The following is a 298-nucleotide window of genomic DNA, read 5'->3' on the forward strand; positions in this document are numbered from 1 at the left end:
CCCCCACAAAAGCAGAAAAGGGCCAGCCTACACGGCTGACCCCTCCCACAAAAATTGTCCGGCGGCGTCCTACTCTCCCACACCGTCCCCAGTGCAGTACCATCGGCGCTGAAAGGCTTAACTTCCGGGTTCGGAATGTAACCGGGTGTTTCCCTAACGCTAAAACCGCCGAAACCCCTCGAAACACACAACCATGCGGCTGCTGTCTCAGAATCACACAGTGGACGCGAGCAAACACCTCTCCGCGCAACCCGCGTGCGCCCCGAAGGGCAGCGGACACAGACGACGCGAACAGAAC

Annotated in this window: 1 rRNA gene; it reads right to left on the minus strand. The window is 59.7% G+C overall.

Annotation, left to right across the window (positions count from 1 at the left end):
• Positions 1-56: 56 nt before the first annotated feature.
• Positions 57-173: ribosomal RNA gene (gene rrf / locus RUR_RS01085) — 5S ribosomal RNA — on the minus strand.
• Positions 174-298 lie beyond the last annotated feature (125 nt).

This window comes from Rhizohabitans arisaemae (assembly GCF_025996515.1).
Classification (GTDB): Bacteria; Actinomycetota; Actinomycetes; order Streptosporangiales; family Streptosporangiaceae; genus Rhizohabitans; species Rhizohabitans arisaemae.